Genomic DNA, 18,638 nt, shown 5'->3' with positions numbered 1-18,638 from the left:
CTATTCTCGCCTACTGATGCAGCTTGAATCATAGTTCATGATCTCCTTGAGTCTTGTGACGTAAACTCGCCGTTCTGTCAGCCCGTTACTACCGCCGTTCACCAACCAGCTGATCACGTCTACGTAATCATCGTCGGCCACCAAGTTCAGATCGATCGTGCCATAGCTGCTTTGCCTTCCTCCATACGTGTAAGTGATCGTTCTTTTCGGATAGCTGGGGTTGTGCCTCCTGACGTACTCCGGAGCGCTTGCCGGTGCGGACCAGGTGGTCCCAACGGACAGCTCTTTTCCTTGGTTCCAGTACCAGGCCGCTGATAGGACGGAATGATTGAGGCTATTCGACACCAAGTCTGGGTCGTCTACACAGCCCAATCCGCTGTAGCTCTCGTACTTCTGGTAGCCACTTTCCCAAGTCAACTGCATCAACCCGCGCCCCACATAGGGCGCATATCTATGTCCGGTACCGTATTCTTTCGTGGTTCTCAGCCTGTCGGCCTCCCAGTATGCCTGGGCAAGGAAGTGTATTCTCCGTATGCAAGTATTTATCTCGAACTGGTTGAACACAGCATTGATCTCTTCTGCCAGCATTCGATAGTTCTTGTCTCCGTCCGGCATTGAGATGTTGGTCGCCGTAAACAGCCTCTCGCCCACAGCACCGTGGACGGCCGTCTCGGACCGTCGCATTGCGAGAATAATTTCTCGCAGCTCTTCTTCGGTTAGATCCCTGTGACAGTAGCAAGGACCCGTGGCGAAGTTTGTTATGAAGCCGACTGGGTGGAGATTGAAGGCGACGAGCGATTCGCTTTCTGGCAAACCCTGGTTTCCCTTGACCTTGTCCCACCACAGCAGTGACTCGATCCGCGCCTTCTCCTTTTCCCAGTCCGGCTTGCGCTGGTCCGGGATCAGATCGTCCATGGCGTGCCACTTGTCCATAGGGCCGGACCATTCGCTTTCGTGCTTGATGATCAAGTGGGCCAGCGCCTGGGCCAGCCAGGGCTTGCGCAGGGCCTGTCGCAGTTCCAGCGGGGTGAGCGCCTTGTCTCCATCCAGATCGATCACGTCGTAGAGCTTGCGGAACAGCACGCCGCTATCGACGCTGCTGCCTTCGGCTTCCAGTTGACCTTGTTCGTCGGGTGCGGCGTGGCCCTGCTGGACCACATGGTGGGCATAGAGCGCGCGCGGCGTGGCGCCGTCGATGTTCACGATCTCGAACCCCGGCCAGTCCCAGGGGGTGCACAGGCGGACTTTGGCGTGCTCCTTCTCCCGGACCCAGCCCGAGGCGCTGCTTCCTTCAGCGGTGCCCACCTCCACTCTCCACCAACGGGTGCCGTCTTCCTCCTTGACGGGCTCATCCAGCGCGCTGATTGGCAGCACACGGGTGTGGCCGGCGACGGGGCCCTCCGCGCCATCGGCCTGCGTACTGAGCTGCGCCGCATCCGGTGCCGCCGTGCCCGTTGTCTGCACCAGCCGGGCGCCTTCCTCGATCAGGAGCAGGGTCTTGTGCCGCTCCTCCAACTGCGCAGCCCGCGCCCGGCTTTGGGAGATGAAGGCATCAATGTCGTCCAGTGTGAACACCTCCACTTGCATCAGCGGCCGCTCATTGCAGGCTGAACCCAGTGGATTCATGTCGATGTAGCGCTGATATTGGCCGAGATGGCCGATCAGGTCGCCTGCCTTGACTTTGACCGGTTCGTCCGGGATGACGATGGTATCGAGCTCGCCCGGCTCCACTTCGGTGTCGGGGATCTCGGCCTTGTAGGCGTGGGCGCCGGTCAGGCCTTCCGGATACACGGCACCGACCACCTCGGTGACCGCGTAGTAACCGGTTGTGCCGAGTCGGGCGCCCAGCTTCAACCTGGTGCCACGAGGCGCGAAGCCGACGATCCGTCGGTTGGCGTCGCGCAGGTTCAGGCCGATACCGTTCTCAGGGATATGGGGATTGTTCGCCCTGTTGGCGTCCCTGGCCTTCTCCCCCACGATATGCAGCGGGTCGCCCCAGTACGCAGGCCTCGGTTTGTCGGGCGACTGCTTGTAGCCTTTCCAGCTCAGCAGGTGGATATAGAGGCTGTAGAACAGCAGACTCGGTTCTTCCTGCGCATCGGTGTCGTTCTGGTCTGTTGCGTTGCCATCGGTGGCACCGTCCCCGGCCTGCCCATTGGCGGCCTTGGGAAGCTGCAGGCGATGGCGTACCAGGGTGAAGCCGGTGGCGTAGGTCGCCGGGCCGCAGCTGGCATATTCCACGGCTGGATAGTCGTCGTCGATCTTCCACGCGATCACTTCGCCGTCGGCGATGCAGCGGATGCCTGCGTCCTGCGCCAGTTGGGTACCGGTCTGGCTGCCGAAGTGGATGCCGCCGTGCCATTGGCCGTTGTAGCCGATGGGATAGAAGCCGTCCTCAGCCAGCGCCAACGCATCGTAGTACGCCTGCGGATCAGTGGCTTCGGCGGTATTGCGCTCGTCGCCGCTCGAGGCTTCCACGATCGGGAACGGGTAAACAAGCTTCTTGACTGGCTCGGGAGCCTCGCTCTCGTTGCTCATGTGGGCATCCTTGTCTGTTGTCCATCAACCGGAGAAGTCGAGCATCCTGTCCGGTTCGAGTTTCACAATGCCGTCGGGCAGCGACAGGCGGACATCGCCACTCTCTCCACCCAAGAACGGATGCTGACTCGCCTTGACCGTGAAATTCCCCGGACAGGCGAACGTGATGTCGCCACCCTCCAGCGTCACCTGCGTCTGCCCGGCCTGCAGCACGATCTTCTGCTGCGCGAGCACGTCGATGCGATCGTCGGTGGCGGTGAAGGTCACGGACTGATCGGCCAGCAGTTCCAGCGGGCCGGTGTGGGCCTGCAGGGTGACCGGGCCGTTGGCGGCGATGGCGCGGATCGGGCCGGCGTGGGCGTAGAGGGCGGCGTGCTGGCCGGAGACGGACGAGAACGTCTGCCCGGCGCTGAGCTGGGCGTCGTCCTGCGCGGTCAGGTGCAGGGCACCGCCGGCATAGGCGACGGCGCTCTTCCGGGTGGCGAAGGCGATCGATTCCGGCGATTCGGCGATCAGCTTGGGATCGGCGAAGCGCTCCACCGGATCTTCGCCGGGGTCGCGGCTGCCGGGCGCCGGTTTCATCGCGCTCTGGCCGGCGACGCTGCTGGCGTACTTGCCGTCGGCCTGCGGGTCGATCGCCTCGCGCAGTGCAGTGAGGCGCTCGTTGGCGTCGAAGCCCGGCACCTGCTGCTGGAGCAGGGTGTCGTGCAGTCCCTCGGCGGCGCGCTCGGCGCCCTTGAGCTGGGCGACCGCCTCGGCCAGGTCGAGCTGGGTGGACGCGGCGTCGGGGCGGGCGGTGGTGGACAGCAGCAGGCCCTGGCCGGCGTGCACGTTGCCCCAGCCGCCGGTGGCCAGTTCAACGCCTTGCCCGCGCAGGCCGCCACGGCTGCCGTCCCGGTGATCGATCAGGTAGCCCAGCTCCAGCCGGCTGTCGGCCAGGGTGGTGTGCAGGCGGGTGCGCAGTTGCCCAGGGGTGTCGTCGAGCAGCCATTGCTGGGTGCCGGTGCCGTCATGCGCCTGGCTGTGCAGGCCGCTCAGGGTGCCGGGGTGGTTGGACGCACCGTCGATGCCGCCGGCGAACGGCGGAGCGACCTCGCCGTTGTACAGCTGGCCGGTGATGCGCGGCTGGTCGACGTCGCCGTGGGCGAACTCGACCAGCACCTCGGCCCCGATCCGCGGCAGGAAGTGGCTGCCCCAGTTGGGCCCGGCCAGCCACTCGGCCACCGGCACCCAGGTGCCGCTGGTCGCGTCCCCGGGGGCATGCCCCGGATGCTGGCTGGCGGCCTCGGTCAGTCCGCCCGGGTTCGGTTGCGGACCGCGTTGCCAGGCGAACTGGATCCGCACCTGGTGGTCGCGGGTCGGCGTCACCGCCGCTTCGGGCAGGCCGACCACGCGCGCGGTCTGCGGCCCGTGCACGGTCGGGCGCGGGCGCGGCAGCGGCGCCACCGGGGTGCCGGCGGGCACCGCGGCGAAGCGGTTGCGATAGCTGCCGTGCTCCAGGTCGGCGGAGGCGAGCAGGGCGGTGATGCCGCTGCCGAGGTTATTGACCGCCACGTGGGCGATGCGCAACGGCAGGAAGGCCTGGCCGCTGTGGTTGGGATGCTGCTCGAACGTGAAGGTGCTGCCGGCTGCCAGCATGCGGCCGCTGCCGGCGCCGAAATGTAGTGTCTGCGGCAGGCGCAAGGCATCGAGCCGGTGTGCGGCCTCGGCCTGCGCGTGGTCGGCCTGCTCGAAACGCCCGGCCCGGGGCTGCACGAAGACTTCCAGCGGGGGCAGGGTGCCGGCGTCGGCCTCGCTCTGGCCGGCCACGCTGGTCAGCTGCTCGCTGTGCCAGCTCGCGACCTGGCTGCGGTTGGGTACCAACTGGCGCTGTTCGCTGAAGGCGCTGACGGCATCGGCGGTCTCGGTGCCGTCGATGCGGTGGAAACGGAGGCGCCCGCTCTCGGGCGCTTCGGCCGCCTGGTCGTGGATCACCAGGGTGTGGCGGATGGCATCGTCATCGTCGCCGGCATCGTCCTGCGCATGCTCGTAGCGCCAGGCCAGCCCCGCCTCGGCCAGCAGCCGGGCGACGAAATCCCAGTCGCTCTCGCGATACTGGGTGGTGATCGCGCGCACCGGCAGGGCACGGGTTACGTCGAAGCGGAACGCCGCCTGCGGATAATCGGCAAACACCTGCTCGAGCACGCCGCGCACGTCCAGGTCCTGGAATACCAGCGCGTTGCGGCGATGGGTGAGCAACGCGGTCCAGGGTTCCATGGTCAGCCGGTAGCGGGCCAGGCCGCCGTCGGCGCCCAACGGCGCCACCTCGGTGCACAGGCCGTACCAGCGGCGATGCGCGCCATCGGCCCGGCGCAGGCGCAGGCCGAGCGGTTGTTCGAGCAACTCCTCCGTCGCCAGGAAGGCGGAGGTGGAAAAGACGTCGATGTCGAACCGGAACGGCGCGCAGACGGCTTCATTGCCATCGAACCGTTCCACCACCAGCCCCGATACCGGGGCGTCCAGCTGGATCAGGCGTGCATGTTGCGACGGTACCGCGAGCGCGGCGAGCGCCTCGCGGGCCAGAGAAGGCATGTCCATATCGTTCTCACGGCAGGGTGATGGTGACGTGGGCCGTGCGTTCGGGCATCTGCACGACCTGTTGGTAGGCGGCCATGCGCTGCTCGGTCCGGTGACCGAGCCAGGCGCTCAGCCCGAAGTAGCCGAGTAGGCCGAACGTGCCCACCAGCACCGCCGGCAGCCACAGCGGCACCACGCGGCGCAGGGCATGGGCCACGTTGTCCGGTGGCGGCCAATGCGGCGCGAAGCCGGTGCGCTTGCCCTTGAGATAGACGATCTCGTCGCCGAGGCGCGCGGTCAGGTAGCCGAGCTTCTCCGGGCCCTCGAGCCGGTACTTGCCCTCGAAGCCCAGCAGCAGGCAGTAGTGGTAGACCTCCAGCGACGGCAGCCGCGGCGCGCCCTGCGCACGCAGTTCCTCGAGGCGGTCGAAGAAGTGCTCGCCGGCGAGATGGTCGCCGAACAGGCGCAGCTGCAGCGGTTGCAGCTCCCAGGCGTCGCGCACCGGCGACGGCTGCGACAGGACCACCTCGTCCACCGCGGCGCAGAAGGCGTACTTGGCGGCGTACACGTCCTCGGAAGCGATGCCGAGCTTGATCGCGCCGCGTTCGACGCCGTCTAGGAACCGTTGTACCGACTGCACGAAGCCGTCGACGCTGCCCGGCAGCTGCCCGCGCTTGAGCAGCAGCAGCAGGTAGAAGCCGTCGGACATCAGGTCGAGCAGGCTGCGCGGGGTGGCGACGCCGGCGCTGCCGGGTGCGGCCGCGTGCTGGGGCGTGAGCGACGGCATCGGGGCGGGAACGGGAGGGAGCTTCGGGTTCATGGCGCCACCGCGATCAGTTCGAGCTTGAGTTCACGCAAGCCGGAAGGCACGTAGATCATCAGCGACTGCGCCTTGAGCATGCGTTCGTACAGGGGGCCGCGCGCCTCGACCGCGAAGTAGTAGCTGCCCGGGCGCACCGGGATGGCGGCGGGCACCTGCGCGGCGTGGGTCAGCTTCACCCCGGGCAGGGCCGACAACACGCATTTCTCCACGTCGTCCGGGGCGCCGACCTTGAACCGCACCGGTACCGTCTGCACCAGTTCCTGTCCCGGCATGTCGGCGGCGACGCCCAGGTAGAACGCGGAGTTGTCGTCGATGCGCTGCGAATCGATGCGGCCGACGTGGAACGACGGCTTCACCTCGGACAGTGCGATCTGGAAGTAGCGCGCCGAGATCACCGTATCGAGCAGTTCGCGGATCATGCCGAACAGGCGCTCGAAGCCGGCCTCCGGGGCGGCATGGTCGTATTTCGGCAGGTCCGACAGGCCGTAGGCCTTCGAGAAGGTGAGCAGTCCCCCGGCAAGCCGCAGCAGTTCCTGGTGCAGGCGCTCGGGGTGCAGCCCGGCATTGTGGAACAGGTGCGAGAGCGTGGCGAAGGAGGACGTGGCCGTGTGCAGCAGCCAGAACGAGGCGATGTCGCCGGAGCGGAACTCGATGATGTGCTGCGACGGTTGGCGGTGCAGTCCGTACAACGCGTCCACCTTGGCCTGTAGCGAGTCCAGCAGCGTCCGCAGCTGCATGCGCAGTTGCGGCGCGGCGCCGATGCTCAGGCTCGGCGGCTGGAACGCCTCGTCGAACTCGAAGCCGCCGGTCGGCGTGCGCCGCACCCGCGCCACCGCGACCGTCACGTAGGCGTCGCGGGGCTTGTCGTCGGTGAGCAGGCGCACGGCCTTGCGCAGGTACGACAGCTCCGCCTCGGCGGCATCGGTGTAGAGGTCCGGCGTCGGTCGATTGTCCTGCACGAAGCGCGCGGACTGCGCGCCGTCGCCGTTGTCGCCGCAGTTGCCGCCGTGCTCGCGGATCAGCGGCAGCGCAAGGTGCACCGTCGTCGCCTGCACACCCTCGGGCAGGTCGCCCAGCGACAACGCATCGGGCAACTCGTCGTGCGCGGGAGCATCGTAGGTCTCGCCGTCGGGAAAGATCGCCGAGACTTCGAGCGCTCGCAGGCTGCCGGTGGCAAGGCTCTGCGGGTCGAAGCGCAGGCTGCGAACGCCCCAGGCGTGGGGGTGCAGGCTGCGGGCGAGATCCTGCAGGCGCGCCTCGTGGTAGGCGTCCTGGCGCTGGAAATGCTGCGGCCGCAGGAACAATCCCTCGCCCCAGAACACCTTCGACATCCGACTCACGTGCGACACGCTGCAATCCTTTGGCTGTTTCGTTCGTCATGTCGCATCGCTGCGGCACGAGCGGGGCGCCGGACGTCGTGCCGGCACCCGGGATCGTTCGGGAGGGAGCTTACCCATGCGGTCGCGGATCAGGCAATGCCGCCGCGGGTTCCCCCCTGTCTGGCCGATCTTAGCAGGCGCCGATCACGTCGTGCCGATCATGGCGACATGCACTGCACCGAGGCCAGGCTGGCCGGGTCGCCGGCGATACGCGTGATCAGCGCGGCGCTGCTGGTGGTCATCGCGCAGGCGTGCAGGCCGACGGTCACGCCTTCCTTCTGGACTTTTTTGTGATGTCCATCGAAGGACAGGCGCCAGCGATTGTTCGCCGGGGCCCGGAACAGCGCCACCACGCCGAGCACCTCGGCCTCGGGCGCAAGCCGCTCCTCGACCTCGTGCCGCGCCCCCGGCGTCAGCACGATCTCGTTGACCGCCACCAGGTCCTCGCCCAGCGCCCTCCGCTCGCGATCCTCGTCCAGGAACATGTCGAACGGCGCCTGTTCGAAGCGCCGGTTGCTGCGCAGGTGATAGACCTTCACGACCGCCGCCAAGGCGCGCCGGTCGTTGCCGGCATTGAGGTTGTCTCCTGCGTACAGCCGCAGCGGAATGCGCTTTTCCTCCTGCTGCGTGTCGGTGTCCTTGAGGCCGACGCTCTCCAGCGTGCGGTTGACCGCCTTGCCGATACCGCCACCGCTGGCGCAGCCGCCCAGCGCGAGGAAGGCCGTCGCCAGGACAAGCCGCGCGGAGGCGCGGGAACGGAGTCGCGAAGAGACGGGGGCGGCCGCGGCGCGGGCTGCGAAATGTGTGTCCATACTTGAATCGCCTGGTTCGCTGGTTTTTAATGGGCGGGCCGCCGGCGCACGATGCCGGGGCGTACGGGGCAGGCGGCGCCCTTCCGGAGCCGGGGCGCCTGCAGGGGGAATGTCATCTTGACGCAGCAGGGAAAGGCTACTATACCCACTCCGGAAACGAGCAGGAACGAGATCCGGTCGATCGCCTAGGTGGCGTGCGGACGGATTTCAGGCGTGTCACACGGAACGTGTGGACACATGGAATGAATCAGGATTGATTTGGGACGGTCATGATGACGGGATGGAGCGGGAAGGGAGCGTGCCAGGGACTGATGGCGTTGGTGCTGTTGTCGCTGCTGGGGGCATGTGCAACGACCGGAGGCCAGGGCGCCTCCGACTACGGCAGCCTGATGTCGCAGGCGGAGTCCGCGGTGAGCGCGGGGCGTGTCGATGCCGCCCTGGTCGCCTTCGCCGACGCAGCCAAGGCCGACCCCACCAAGAAGGAACCGTGGGTGCGCTCGGCGCAACTGCAGTTCGACAAGTCCAATTACGCGCGTGCCATCGTCGCGGCCGAGGAAGTCCTGCAACGGGACCCGGACGACATGGTCGCCGACGGCATTCTCACCGTGAGCGGGTTCCGCATCGCCAACCACTCGCTGCAGCGCCTGCAGGGGCGCGGCGCACTGTCGTCGGAAACCGCGCGGCGTGAAGCCGAGACCCTGGCCGGCACGCTGAAGGCGACCATGGGCGACGACATCCTCGCCCCCGAGGAACCGCAGAAGGCGACCGCCGCACGCAGGGCCAGGCCGGCGCCGCGCGCGTCGGCGGCGCCGGCGCGTCCCGCCGCCAGCAGCGCTTCGAGCGAGTCGGGCGGTCAGTCCGGCGCGGATCCGTTCAAGAACATCGGCGGCAACTGAGGGTCCGTTCCGCCCGACCCATCGTCAGGAGACGAGTGAGATGGCCAAGAAGGATAGTGTCCAGAAGCGCCTGCAGAAGGTGCGCCCGCCGCGTGTGCAGCTGACCTACGACGTCGAGAAGGGCGACGCGATCGAGCAGAAGGAGCTGCCCTTCGTGGTCGGCGTGCTCGGCGACTTCAGCGGCAAGCCCGAGCAGCCGCTGCCGAAGCTCAAGGACCGCAAGTTCGTCAACGTCGACCTCGACAACTTCGACGAGGTGATGGAAGGGATGGCGCCGCGCGCCGTCTACCGCGTGCCCAACAAGATCAGCGGCGAGGGCGGGGAGTTCGCGGTGGAGTTGAAGTTCAACTCGATCGACGATTTCCGGCCCGAGGCCGTGGTCGAGCAGGTCGAACCGCTGCGCCGGCTGCTCGAGTCGCGCTCCAAGCTCGCCGACCTGCGCAACAAGCTGGCCGGCAACGAGAAGCTCGAGGACCTGCTGAACGACGTGCTCACCAATACCGAGCAGCTGAAGAAGCTCGGCAGCGAGGACCAGGAGTAGACCATGGCCGCAGAAGCGACGACCGCAACCCAAGAAGCCGCCACCGTCACCGAGGCCGGCCTGCTCGACCAGATCGTCGAGCAGAGCAAGGTGGCCAAGTCCGGCGCCGAGCACCAGCGCGCCAAGGACATCATCTCGGAGCTGGCGAAGGAGGTGCTCGATGGCACCGTCGTCGTTTCGGACAACCTCAATCTCACGCTGGATGCGCGCGTCGCCGAGCTCGACCGCATCATTTCCGAGCAGCTGAGCGCGGTGATGCACGCGCCGGAGTTCCAGCAGCTGGAGAGCAGCTGGCGCGGGCTGCACTACCTCTGCCAGCAGACCTCGACCGGGCCGATGATGAAGGTCAAGGTCATGAACGCGCCGCAGAAGGACCTAGTGCGCGATTTCAAGTCGGCGATCGACTTCGACCAGAGCGCGCTGTTCAAGAAGGTCTACGAGGAGGAGTTCGGCACCTTCGGTGGCGCGCCGTTCGGCGCCCTGATCGGCGACTACCACATCGGCCGGCAGCCGGAGGACATGTACTTCATCGAGCAGATGTCGCACGTGGCCGCGGCCGCGCACGCGCCGTTCATCAGCGCCGCGTCGGAAGACATGTTCGGCCTGGAGACCTTCACCGACCTGGGCAAGCCTCGCGACCTGGCGAAGATCTTCGATACCGTCGAGTACGCCAAGTGGAAGTCGTTCCGCGAGTCCGAGGACAGCCGCTACGTCGGCCTGACCATGCCGCGCTTCCTCGGCCGGCTGCCGTACAACCCGAAGGACGGCACCACGGTGGAGGGCTTCAACTTCGTCGAAGAGGTCGAAGCCACCAATCACGGCAAGTACCTGTGGTGCAACACCGCCTACGCGATGGGCGCGCGCCTGACGCACGCGTTCGAGGACTTCGGCTGGTGCGCGGCGATCCGCGGCGTCGAGGGCGGCGGCCTGGTCGAGGACCTGCCCACGCACACCTTCCGCACCGACGACGGCGAGGTCGCGCTCAAGTGCCCGACCGAGATCGCGATCACCGACCGCCGCGAGAAGGAGCTCAGCGACCTCGGCTTCATCCCGCTGGTGCACTGCAAGAACACCGACTACGCGGCCTTCTTCGGCGCGCAGTCGGCGCAGAAGCCGAAGAAGTACAACACCGACTCCGCCAACGCCAATGCCATCCTGTCGGCGCAGCTGCAGTACATCTTCGCGGTGTCGCGCATCGCCCACTACCTCAAGGCGATGATGCGCGAGAAGATCGGCAGCTTCGCCTCGGCGGGCAATGTCGAGGACTTCCTCAATCGCTGGATCGCGCAGTACGTGCTGCTCGACGACAACGCATCCCAGGAAGCCAAGGCGCAGTACCCGCTGCGCGAGGCGTCCATCCAGGTTTCGGAAGTGCCGGGCAAGCCCGGTGTCTACCGTGCGGTGGCCTTCATCAGGCCGCATTTCCAGCTCGACGAGCTGTCCGTTTCGTTGCGGCTTGTGGCCGAACTGCCGGCTAGTGCAAAGAAGTCGTAACGGTTTTCTGCAGCGTCAAGGGACGGAGATCCCGCATTCGCAGTGACGCATCCGTCCCGCTGGGGCGGTTCGTATCGACTGCCGGGCCATACGCGCCGGCGACCTCTATCTCACGGAAGATCGGAACAAGGAAACCCAGATATGCAACATGCATTCCTCTCCATCGATACCATCAAGGGCGAGTCCCGCGACGACAAGCACCTGAACTGGATCGAGATCAAGTCGTTCTCGCAGGATCTGCTTCAGCCGCGCTCGGCCACGGCGTCCACCTCCGGTGGCCAGTCCGCGGCGCGCGTGAACCTGTCGCCGATCGAGATCGTCAAGTCCATCGACCTGTCCACCACCGCCCTGAACCAGGCGTGCGCGGGCGGCACCACCTTCCCCAAGGCGCGCATCGAGTTCATGCGGGCCGACAAGGACGGAAACGCACTGAACTACTACGCAGTCGAGTTGCTGAACGTGCTGGTGCACCGTGTCACGACCACCGTCGACGATGACGGCATGCCGCAGGAAGTCGTACAGCTGAGCTTCGGCGCCATCCGCTGGACCTACAACCAGCAGAAGCCCGAAGGTGGCGTCGGCGGCAAGACCGTCGCGCAGTGGAGTGCCATCAAGAACGTTCCCAACTACACGGCCTGATGACGCTTTGCGGTGGCGCCGCGTGCGCCACCGCATTTGGCCCGGGGGATCGTGGGCAGCACATGGAGTGCGCCATCGCATCCGGGTCCCAGAGGCCGCGATCACGGCCGCAAGCCCGGTGTCGAAGATCGCGCGGCTGGACGAGCCGCCTACGAGGTATGACGGTCAATGAAGGGATTCGAACCGAGCCTGCTGGAAAAACTGCTCGACGATGCGCCGCGGTCCCGATCCGGCGGCAACGTGTTCAAGTCGATCTCGGTGGAGCAGTACAAGGAATCCGTCGCCCGCGACCTGGAAGGGCTGCTCAACAGCCGGTCCGCGTTCTCCGAGGACGACCTGGGCGATTATCCGAACTGCCGCCAGTCGCTGATGACCTACGGCCTGTGCGACTTCTCCTCGATGAGCCTGGCCAACGCCTATGACCGCGCGGCGATCTGCCGTTCGCTGGAGCAGGCGATCGCCCGCCACGAGCGCCGGTTGCACAACGTGCAGGTACGGCTGGACTCCGACATGCACATGGGGACCGGGCTGCATTTCACCATTCACGGGCTGCTGGACCTGCAGCCGGCGCGCGAGGCGGTCAGTTTCGACGCGATGCTGCAGCCGACGACCCTGCAATACTCGGTCAGCCGCCTGCGGCGCCAGGCGGCCTGACGGCGATGCAGGACCTGCTGCCGTTCTACGAGCGCGAACTGGCCTTCCTGCGCCGCTATGGGCGCGAGTTCGCCGAGCAGTATCCCAAGATCGCCGGGCGCCTGCTGCTGTCGGCGGACGGCAGCCAGGATCCTCACGTCGAGCGCCTGATCGAGTCCTTCGCACTGCTCAGCGCCCGGGTGTCGAAGCGGATCGAGGACGACTATCCGGAGTTCACCGACGCGCTGCTCGAGGTGATGTATCCGCACTACCTGCGGCCGTTCCCGTCGTGCTCGATCGCCCGGTTCGACATGGGGCCGGCGGCGGCGAAGCTGAGCGCGCCGGTGCGCATCCCGCGCGGCACCCAGCTGCAGTCGCGGCCGGTGCGCGGCGTCAACTGCCGCTTCCGCACCGCCTATGACGTGCAGTTGGCGCCGATCGCGTTGCGGTCGGCGGAGTATCGCGCCGTCGCCGAGGCGCCGATGGCGGTCGGCCTGCCGCCAGGATCGGGCGCCCAGATCTCGTTGACCTTCGAACTGCTGTCGGACCAGGTGTCGTTCGCCAAGCTCGGCGGCCAGGCGCTGCGCCTGTTCGTCGATGGCGAACCTTCGTTCTGCGCAGCGTTGCGCGACGCGCTGTCGCTCCAGGTCATGAACGCCTATGTCGAGGCGGATCGGGACGGCCGCTGGCGGCGGCTGGAGTCGGTACCGCTGCGGCCGGTCGGGTTCGCTGCGGAAGAGGCGCTGATCGACTTCCCGCCGCGCGCCCATCCCGCCTACCGCCTGCTGACCGAGCTGTTCGCGTTTCCGGAGAAGTTCGGCTTCTTCGATCTCGACCTGAAGCCGGTGAGCGCCCAGGCCAGCCGCGGCTTCACCCTGCACCTGGTCCTGCGGGCGACGGCGCCGGACCAGCCGGCGAGCCGGGTGCTGGAAGGCCTGAGCCGCGACAACGTGCTGTCCGGCTGCACGCCGGTGGTCAACCTGTTCGCCCAGCACGGCGAGCCGATCCGCGTCACCCAGCGCACGACCCACTACCCGGTCGTGGCCGACGCGCGACGCGCGTTCGCCCACGAGATCCATTCGATCGACTCGGTCAGGCGCGTCCGGCAGACGCCGCAGGGCGAGCAGGTGCAGGAATTCCGGCCGTTCTACTCCCTGCGCCACGGCGAGGATCCGGACAAGACCGGACACTACTGGCTGTCGCGCAGGGACGAGGCCGTGGCCCGTCACAGTCCCGGTTACGAGACGGAGCTGTCGTTCGTCGACCTGGACTTCAACCCGACGGTCCCGAAGACCGACGTGCTCAGCGTCGAGTTGACCTGCAGCAACCGCGACCTGCCCACGCACCTGGCCTACGGCGTGTCCGGCGGCGACCTCAGCATCGAGGGCGGCAGCCCTGCGCGCACGATCGGCCTGCTGCGAAAGCCCAGCCGCCCGCTGCGCTTCCGCCGCGGTCGCGGCGCGCATTGGCGGCTGATCTCGCACCTGGCGCTGAACCATCTGTCGTTGACCCAGAGCGGACTGCCTGCGTTGAAGGAAATGCTGCGCCTGTACGACCTGTCGGCCAGCAGCGTTTCCGGCCGCCAGATCGAGGGCATCGTCGGCCTGGAGCACCGGCCGACCACGGCGTGGATGTCGGGCAAGCATTTCGCGTCGGTCGTCCGCGGCATCGAGATCCGCCTGACCATCGACGAGGCGAATTTCGTCGGCGCCGGCATCGCCGCCTTCGCCCAGGTGCTCGACCGGTTCTTCGGTTTGTACGTACATGCCAACAGCTTCACCCAGCTCATCCTGATCTCCAGCCACAACGAAGAGGTACTGGTCCGATGCGACCCGCGAAGCGGCGAGTCGATCCTGGCGTAGCGCAGCAGCTGTTCGAACATCCGCACCGCTTCGAGTACTTCCAGGCGATGCGGGTGGTCGAGCAGCTGTTCCACCACCAGGGCGCGACGGCGGAGGACGTGATCCCGCAGCGGGTCCGTTTCCGCAATACCCTGTCGCTCGGATTCCCGGCCGCCGAGCTGGAAGAGGTGCGTGCCTGGTCCACCGAAGGCGAAGCGCTGGCGCACAGCGCCGCGCTCGAGCACGCGATCGCGACCGAGAGCATCGGGCAGGTACACATCACTCCGGCCTTCATGGGCCTGCTCGGCACCACCGGCGCGCTGCCGCTGCATTACACCGAGTTGCTGCACGAGCGCGAGGTCTACCATCGCGACCGTGCCGCGCGCGCCTTCCTCGACATCTTCACCAGCCGCGTGCTCGCGCAGCACTACGCGGCATGGAAGAAGTACCGGCTGGCGATGCAGTACGAGCTGGACCGGCGCGAGCGTTTCCTGCCGCTGGTGCTGTCGCTTTCCGGTGTCGGTCTGCCGGGCTTGCGGGACCGCATGGCCGACGGGCAGGGCGACGTGTTCGATCAGGCCATCGCCTATTACGCCGGCGGCGTTCGCCAACGGCCGGTCTCGGCGGTCTTCCTGCAGCACATGCTCGCCGACTACTTCGGCATCGACATCCGGGTCGAGCAGTTCGTCGGTGCCTGGTACCAGGTTCCCGAGCAACAGACGACCCGGCTCGGCATGGCGAACGCGAAGCTCGGTGCCAACGCACTGGCCGGCGATCGCGTCTGGCAGCGCGACCTGCGCCTGCGGCTGATGGTGGGGCCGCTCGATCGCGACCGTTTCGACGCATTCCTGCCCGGCGGCGACGCGGCGAAGGCGCTCGCCAAGTGGCTGACCCTGCTCACCGGTTCCTGCCTGGAGTACGAAGTGCGGCTGGTGCTCAAGGCCGAGGACGTACGCGGCGCCGGCATCGGCGGCGAGCATGGCGCGCGTCTGGGCTGGGACAGCTATCTCTGCACCAGGCCGTCCGAAACCGCACGATCCGATGCCGGCTACGGCATCCACACGCTGCAATGAGCGCCCCCGCATCAACACACGCGGGCGCGGAGCCGAACGGGCGCGGCTGCTTGCGGCAGGCCGCGACGGCAGGCGGCGGGCCGGCCGGCGAGAGAACGTACCCATCCAGCATGGAGCCATCGGTTCAAGCATGAGCATCAACCTCAAGACCCTGATCAGCAAGCTCGACGACACCTGCCGGCAGGCGGCCGAGTGCGCGGCCAACCTGTGCATGGCGCGCGGGCACTACGAAGTCGACCTCGAGCACCTGTTCCTGGCGCTGCTGGAGCAGCCGCAGAGCGACTTCGTGCTGATCGCGCGGCGCAGCGGCATTTCGCTGGAGGCGCTGGAGAAGGACCTGGGCGACGAGATCGGCCGCTTCAAGGCCGGCAACACCCGCACGCCGGTGTTCTCGCAGCACCTGCCGGCGCTGTTCGAGCACGCCTGGCTGCTGGCGTCGCTGGACTCGGGGACCACCCGCATCCGCAGCGGCCATCTGCTGCTGGCGCTGCTGACCGAGCCGAACCTGGCGCAGCTCGCCTATCGCGGCTCCAAGCAGTTCGTGCGCTTCAAGCGCGACGAACTGAAGCACGACTTCTCCAGGCTGACAGAGGGTTCGCAGGAGGCGGGGCAGGGCGTCGGCTTCGCCGATGCCGACGGGCAGGGCTCCGCGGACGGCGCGGAAGATGCCGTGCCGGGCCGGGGCGGTCTGTCGAAGACACCGGCGCTCGACCAGTTCACCACCAACCTCACCCAGCGCGCCCGCGACGGGCACATCGACCCGGTGATCGGCCGCGACGCCGAGATCCGCCAGCTGGTCGACATCCTCATGCGCCGGCGCCAGAACAACCCGATCCTCACCGGCGAGGCCGGCGTGGGCAAGACCGCGGTGGTCGAGGGCCTGGCGCGGCGCATCGCCGGGAATGACGTACCCGAGGTGCTGCAGGGCGTGGAACTGCACGTGCTCGACATGGGCCTGCTGCAGGCCGGCGCCAGCGTCAAGGGCGAGTTCGAGAACCGCCTGAAGAACGTGATCGACGAGGTCAAGAAGAGCCCGCATCCGATCATCCTGTTCATCGACGAGGCGCATACCATGATCGGCGCCGGCGGCTCGGCCGGGCAGAACGATGCCGCCAACCTGTTGAAACCGGCGTTGGCGCGCGGCGAGTTGCGTACCATCGCCGCCACCACCTGGAGCGAGTACAAGAAGTACTTCGAGAAGGACGCCGCCCTGGCGCGGCGCTTCCAGGTGGTGAAGGTGGAGGAGCCCACCGAACCGCTGGCCGCGGCGATGCTGCGCGGCATCGTGCCGCTGATGGAAAAGCACTTCGGCATCCGCGTGCTCGACGAGGCCATCACCGAGGCCGTGCGGCTGTCGCACCGCTACATCAGCGGCCGCCAGCTGCCGGACAAGGCGGTCGGGGTGCTCGACACCGCCTGCGCCAAGGTGGCGCTCGGGCAGAGCGCCACCCCGGCGATCGTCGAAGACACGCGTCGTCACCTCGACCGGCTGCAGGCCGAGATCGCGGCGCTCGGGCGCGAGGCCGCGGGCGGTGCGAATCACCATGACGAGCGCCTGGGCGAACTGCGCGAACAGCAGGCCCAGGCGCGGAAAGTGCTGGCCGACAACGAGGCGCGGCTGACGCAGGAAACCGCCTTGGCGCAGCGCATCCAGGCGCTGCGCGCCGAGCTCGAGCGGGATCACGATCCCGCTCCCTCCCCCGCGGCAGCGGGGGAGGGCCGGGCTGGGGATGCGTCCGGAGCCGGCGGAATCGATGCCGCCGCGGCTTCGCCTGGCGCGCTCCCCCCATCCCAGCCGCCCGCCGAAAGCGGCGGAAGGGGCAAGCGCGCGCGCGCTGCCAAGACCGCGAAGGTCGCCAAGGGCAAGGGCGACAAGATCGCTACCGGCACTGCCGACGCGGGCCCCGACACCACGAAGCACGCCGAACTCCAGCGCCTGCAGGCCGAACTGCGCGAGCTCCAGGGCGACACCCCGATGGTGCCGCTGCAGGTCGACGGCACCGTGGTCGCCGAGATCGTCTCCGCCTGGACGGGCATTCCGCTCGGGCGCATGGTGAAGGACGAGATCCGCACCGTGCGCGGGCTCCAGGACCTGCTGCGCGAGCGGGTGATCGGCCAGGATCACGCGCTCGACGCCATCGCCCAGCGCGTGCGCACCGCCACCGCCAAACTGGAGGACCCGAACAAGCCGCGCGGCGTCTTCATGTTCGTCGGGCCGTCCGGGGTCGGCAAGACCGAGACCGCGCTGGCGCTGGCCGATATCCTCTACGGCGGCGAGCGCAAGCTCATCACCATCAACATGAGCGAGTACCAGGAGGCGCACAGCGTCTCGGGCCTGAAGGGCTCGCCACCCGGCTACGTCGGCTACGGCGAGGGCGGCGTGCTGACCGAGGCGGTGCGACGCAATCCGTACAGCGTGGTGCTGCTGGACGAGGTGGAAAAGGCCCACCCGGACGTGCTGGAGATGTTCTTCCAGGTGTTCGACAAGGGCATGATGGACGACGCGGAAGGGCGCGAGATCGACTTCCGCAACACCCTCATCATCCTCACCAGCAACGTCGGCTCGCCACAGATCATGCAGGCCTGCCTCAACAAGCCGGCCAAGGAGGTTCCCGCGGCCGGCGCCCTGGCCGAAGCGCTGCGCCCGGTGCTGATGAAGCATTTCAAGCCCGCCTTCCTCGGCCGGCTGAAGGTGGTGCCGTACTATCCGATCGGCGACGAGGTGCTGGCGCAGATCATCGCCCTCAAGCTGGCCCGGATCCGCGACCGCGTCGCCGCCAACCACAAGGCCGCCTTCCAGTGGGACACGGGGCTGGTCGACGCGGTACTGGCGCGTTGCACCGAGGTGGACTCGGGCGCACGCAACGTCGATCACATTCTCAACGGCACCTTGTTGCCGGAAATCGCCGAAGCCGTATTGGCAAGCATGGCCGAAGGCGGCAAGATCGGTCAGATCAAGGTCGCGGCCGGCAAGAACGGAGCTTTCAAGTACAAGGTGGCCTGAAGTCGAGGCGCCTTGCCATACCCAAGGAGGAGTCACCATGGATTTTTACGGAATCGACAGGGAAACGACCATCGGCAACTGCGACAGCCTCGGGCTCGGTCGCAAAGGGCGCGGCACCGAGAGTGTCTGCGGCTGGAACAGGATCCAGCCCGAACACATCGTCGAGCTGCTCGACAAGGCCGCGCCCGAGGCGCGCGGCGATGCGCGGAACCTCGCGGCGTTGCTGTCGCGGTTCTCGTGGCGCATCCGCGGCGCTGCACAGGCCCAGGCCAACAGCAACCGCATCGTCAACAATGTCCGCGAGATCACCGTCTCCGCAGCGGGACGCAACTTCCAGCTGCACTGCACCGAGAACCCGTCGTTGAAGCTGGAGCGGATCACCGCCTGACCCGGACACCGGCGGCACATC

The 18,638-nt window shown here is 67.4% G+C and carries 14 protein-coding genes; 9 read left to right on the top strand and 5 right to left on the bottom strand.

From position 1 onward, the window contains the following. The 5 genes from U3649_RS13475 to tssJ all read right to left on the bottom strand — a co-directional run bounded on the left by U3649_RS13475 (position 1) and on the right by tssJ (position 8,108). The gene (locus U3649_RS13475) at positions 1-2,538 is read right to left on the bottom strand and encodes a hypothetical protein (RefSeq protein WP_407351825.1); all 2,538 of its coding nucleotides are present in this window, start codon (positions 2,536-2,538) and stop codon (positions 1-3) included. A 24-nt stretch (positions 2,539-2,562) separates the two neighbouring features. Then, positions 2,563-5,115, bottom strand: a complete 2,553-nt coding sequence (locus U3649_RS13470) for a type VI secretion system Vgr family protein (protein WP_407351824.1) — start codon at positions 5,113-5,115, stop codon at positions 2,563-2,565. 7 nt (positions 5,116-5,122) lie between these two features. Continuing rightward, entirely contained in the window at positions 5,123-5,914 is a 792-nt protein-coding gene (gene icmH, locus U3649_RS13465) for a type IVB secretion system protein IcmH/DotU (RefSeq protein WP_407351823.1), read from the bottom strand. Continuing rightward, positions 5,911-7,248: a type VI secretion system baseplate subunit TssK gene (gene tssK, locus U3649_RS13460; RefSeq protein WP_407354622.1), complete on the bottom strand. Its 1,338-nt coding sequence runs from the start codon at positions 7,246-7,248 to the stop codon at positions 5,911-5,913. Before tssK ends, icmH begins: the two co-directional genes overlap by 4 nt. A 206-nt stretch (positions 7,249-7,454) precedes the next feature. Then, on the bottom strand, positions 7,455-8,108 hold the full coding sequence (gene tssJ / locus U3649_RS13455) for a type VI secretion system lipoprotein TssJ (protein ID WP_407351822.1): 654 nt from the start codon (positions 8,106-8,108) through the stop codon (positions 7,455-7,457). Between the two features lie 311 nt (positions 8,109-8,419). Here tssJ and U3649_RS13450 point away from each other — a divergent pair, with 311 nt between their 5' ends. The 9 genes from U3649_RS13450 (at position 8,420) to U3649_RS13410 (ending at position 18,617) form a co-directional block, all read left to right on the top strand. After that, positions 8,420-9,004, top strand: coding sequence for a tetratricopeptide repeat protein (locus tag U3649_RS13450; protein WP_407351821.1), 585 nt, complete (start codon positions 8,420-8,422; stop codon positions 9,002-9,004). Between the two features lie 40 nt (positions 9,005-9,044). Further along, positions 9,045-9,545: a type VI secretion system contractile sheath small subunit gene (gene tssB, locus U3649_RS13445; protein WP_407351820.1), complete on the top strand. Its 501-nt coding sequence runs from the start codon at positions 9,045-9,047 to the stop codon at positions 9,543-9,545. A 3-nt stretch (positions 9,546-9,548) separates the two neighbouring features. Further along, positions 9,549-11,039, top strand: coding sequence for a type VI secretion system contractile sheath large subunit (gene tssC, locus U3649_RS13440; protein ID WP_407351819.1), 1,491 nt, complete (start codon positions 9,549-9,551; stop codon positions 11,037-11,039). A 141-nt stretch (positions 11,040-11,180) separates the two neighbouring features. Continuing rightward, positions 11,181-11,678 carry an Hcp family type VI secretion system effector gene (locus U3649_RS13435; RefSeq protein WP_407351818.1) on the top strand — a complete coding sequence of 166 codons (498 nt, stop codon included), beginning with the start codon at positions 11,181-11,183 and terminating at the stop codon, positions 11,676-11,678. A gap of 168 nt (positions 11,679-11,846) precedes the next feature. Next, the gene (gene tssE / locus U3649_RS13430) at positions 11,847-12,332 is read left to right on the top strand and encodes a type VI secretion system baseplate subunit TssE (RefSeq protein ID WP_407351817.1); all 486 of its coding nucleotides are present in this window, start codon (positions 11,847-11,849) and stop codon (positions 12,330-12,332) included. 5 nt (positions 12,333-12,337) lie between these two features. Beyond that, the gene (gene tssF, locus U3649_RS13425; protein ID WP_407351816.1) at positions 12,338-14,173 is read left to right on the top strand and encodes a type VI secretion system baseplate subunit TssF; all 1,836 of its coding nucleotides are present in this window, start codon (positions 12,338-12,340) and stop codon (positions 14,171-14,173) included. After that, positions 14,137-15,225 (top strand): type VI secretion system baseplate subunit TssG, encoded by a 1,089-nt coding sequence (gene tssG / locus U3649_RS13420; RefSeq protein WP_407351815.1) that lies wholly within the window; start codon positions 14,137-14,139, stop codon positions 15,223-15,225. Before tssF ends, tssG begins: the two co-directional genes overlap by 37 nt. Before the next feature lie 130 nt (positions 15,226-15,355). Beyond that, on the top strand, positions 15,356-18,229 hold the full coding sequence (locus U3649_RS13415; protein ID WP_407351814.1) for an ATP-dependent Clp protease ATP-binding subunit: 2,874 nt from the start codon (positions 15,356-15,358) through the stop codon (positions 18,227-18,229). A gap of 37 nt (positions 18,230-18,266) precedes the next feature. Then, the gene (locus U3649_RS13410) at positions 18,267-18,617 is read left to right on the top strand and encodes a hypothetical protein (protein WP_407351813.1); all 351 of its coding nucleotides are present in this window, start codon (positions 18,267-18,269) and stop codon (positions 18,615-18,617) included. The last annotated feature ends 21 nt before the right edge of the window (positions 18,618-18,638 follow it).

This window comes from Luteimonas sp. R10 (assembly GCF_045689605.1).
In the GTDB taxonomy this organism is placed as follows: Bacteria; Pseudomonadota; Gammaproteobacteria; order Xanthomonadales; family Xanthomonadaceae; genus Luteimonas.
This window is presented reverse-complemented; position numbering and strand designations above follow the sequence as displayed.

Excerpts from the sequence above, each read along its gene's own strand:
- U3649_RS13475 (WP_407351825.1), bottom strand. The coding sequence starts at position 2,538 with ATGAGCAACGAGAGCGAGGCTCCCGAGCCAGTCAAGAAGCTTGTTTAC.
- U3649_RS13470 (WP_407351824.1), bottom strand. The coding sequence starts at position 5,115 with ATGGACATGCCTTCTCTGGCCCGCGAGGCGCTCGCCGCGCTCGCGGTA.
- icmH (WP_407351823.1), bottom strand. The coding sequence starts at position 5,914 with ATGAACCCGAAGCTCCCTCCCGTTCCCGCCCCGATGCCGTCGCTCACG.
- tssK (WP_407354622.1), bottom strand. The coding sequence starts at position 7,248 with ATGTCGAAGGTGTTCTGGGGCGAGGGATTGTTCCTGCGGCCGCAGCAT.
- tssJ (WP_407351822.1), bottom strand. The coding sequence starts at position 8,108 with ATGGACACACATTTCGCAGCCCGCGCCGCGGCCGCCCCCGTCTCTTCG.
- U3649_RS13450 (WP_407351821.1), top strand. The coding sequence starts at position 8,420 with ATGGCGTTGGTGCTGTTGTCGCTGCTGGGGGCATGTGCAACGACCGGA.
- tssB (WP_407351820.1), top strand. The coding sequence starts at position 9,045 with ATGGCCAAGAAGGATAGTGTCCAGAAGCGCCTGCAGAAGGTGCGCCCG.
- tssC (WP_407351819.1), top strand. The coding sequence starts at position 9,549 with ATGGCCGCAGAAGCGACGACCGCAACCCAAGAAGCCGCCACCGTCACC.
- U3649_RS13435 (WP_407351818.1), top strand. The coding sequence starts at position 11,181 with ATGCAACATGCATTCCTCTCCATCGATACCATCAAGGGCGAGTCCCGC.
- tssE (WP_407351817.1), top strand. The coding sequence starts at position 11,847 with ATGAAGGGATTCGAACCGAGCCTGCTGGAAAAACTGCTCGACGATGCG.
- tssF (WP_407351816.1), top strand. The coding sequence starts at position 12,338 with ATGCAGGACCTGCTGCCGTTCTACGAGCGCGAACTGGCCTTCCTGCGC.
- tssG (WP_407351815.1), top strand. The coding sequence starts at position 14,137 with ATGCGACCCGCGAAGCGGCGAGTCGATCCTGGCGTAGCGCAGCAGCTG.
- U3649_RS13415 (WP_407351814.1), top strand. The coding sequence starts at position 15,356 with ATGAGCATCAACCTCAAGACCCTGATCAGCAAGCTCGACGACACCTGC.
- U3649_RS13410 (WP_407351813.1), top strand. The coding sequence starts at position 18,267 with ATGGATTTTTACGGAATCGACAGGGAAACGACCATCGGCAACTGCGAC.